Origin of the sequence: Bacteroides acidifaciens (assembly GCF_024623065.1) — a bacterium.
Lineage (GTDB): Bacteria > Bacteroidota > Bacteroidia > Bacteroidales > Bacteroidaceae > Bacteroides > Bacteroides acidifaciens.
Map to the genome: position 1 here is coordinate 1 of NZ_JANJZR010000178.1, position 1,584 is coordinate 1,584.

Annotated in this window: 1 protein-coding gene; it reads left to right on the forward strand. The window is 46.9% G+C overall.

Annotation, left to right across the window (positions count from 1 at the left end; translation table 11 throughout):
* Nucleotides 1-127: 127 nt before the first annotated feature.
* Entirely contained in the window at nt 128-1,537 is a 1,410-nt protein-coding gene (tnpC, locus tag NSB03_RS20560; RefSeq protein ID WP_024988904.1) for an IS66 family transposase, read from the forward strand.
* The last annotated feature ends 47 nt before the right edge of the window (nt 1,538-1,584 follow it).

Consider the following 1,584-nt stretch of genomic DNA (forward strand, 5'->3'; position numbering starts at 1 on the left):
GTAACTATTCAGCGAATCGAATACAATCAGGTTGGTCAGCAACAATTTTAGAATAATCCTCTGATTATCATCAAAATAACAGTGATTCTATTTGTGAATGTCAGATAAAATCGCTATCTTTGTATCTGTGAAACAACAGGTTAACGACATAAATTCGACCTTGGCCGGACTATTGTCCGAGCTTAAGGAGTTACGGGGAACGATTGATTCCTTGTATGCCGAAAATCGGTCGCTTAACCGAAATATTGATAAACTACTTAAGGAAAACCGTGAGTTACGCAAGCGTCTGGAGAAGTATGAACAGCCGCCGAAGGACTCCGGCAACAGCAGTACTCCGCCATCGAAAGAACCGATAAAGGCTGAGGTGGACCGCCGGACAAAATCATTGCGGAAGAAGTCAGAAAGACCTGTCGGCGGTCAATCCGGACATGAGGGAACTACACGCAAAATGGTGGAAACACCTGACGAAATTCAGGAAGTGTCATCCCACTATTGCATGGAGTGTGGCAGGGATTTGTCTGAAGTTGAAGGGGTGCTCGAATATGTCACCCAGCAGGTGGATCTGCCTCAGATACGGCCAATCTATCGTGAACGCAGATTTTATAAAAAAGTCTGTAGCTGCGGATGTTGCAATCGTGATTATGCACCGCGTCGCAGGGGCGGTAATGCTATTGTCTTCGGCAAAAACATACGTGCCATTGCAACCTATCTGAGCGTGGTGCAGTGTATGCCTTATGAACGGTTGCAGTCGTTGTTTGAGACGATGTTCAATGTCAGAATCAGTCAGGGGACACTGGCCAATATCGTCCGTGAGATGCTTGAAAAATCCCGCCCTGCCATTGCCTTGATAGAACGAATGATAAAGGAATCCTCAGTAGTGGGCTTCGACGAATCGGGATGTTACACCAATGGGAAGCTCAACTGGTCATGGATTGCGCAGACAACGTATCTGACTCTCGTGTTCCGGGGCGCTGGCCGTGGCGCCAAAGTCCTTGAAGAACGCTTCGGTGACTCTCTGAAGAATATGGTCGCAGTGACAGACCGCCACAGCGCGTACTTCGCCATTGACTTCCTCAACAATCAGATATGTCTGGCTCATCTGCTGAGAAATCTCGAATATCTCAATGATATAGACAAGGAACAGACCTGGGCAAAAGATGTGCAGACGCTGTTGCGGGAAGCCATCCATCTGAGGAATCAAAAAACTTATGAGGTAATCCCTAAAGACAGTTGGCTGACGAGGCTTGATGAGTTGCTCAAAAAGAACCTTGACAATATGCGCAATGAGTTCAATGAGATGAAAAGGGGGATAATCAGATGTCGGGATTACATATTCAACTTCCTTGAGAATCCGGTAATACCATCCGACAACAACGGCTCCGAACGCGGAATCCGGAAGCTCAAAGTCAAGCAGAAAATATCCGGATGCTTCCGATCTGATACCGGTGCCGATGCCTTCCACGCTTTACATTCTATCGCTGACACGGCCTGGAAAAACGGACAATCCCCTCTTAAAGCTATATTGGCGCTCGTCTAAACTGACGGGCTAATTCTTCGTATCCTTTGTTCTCGCTGAATAGTTAC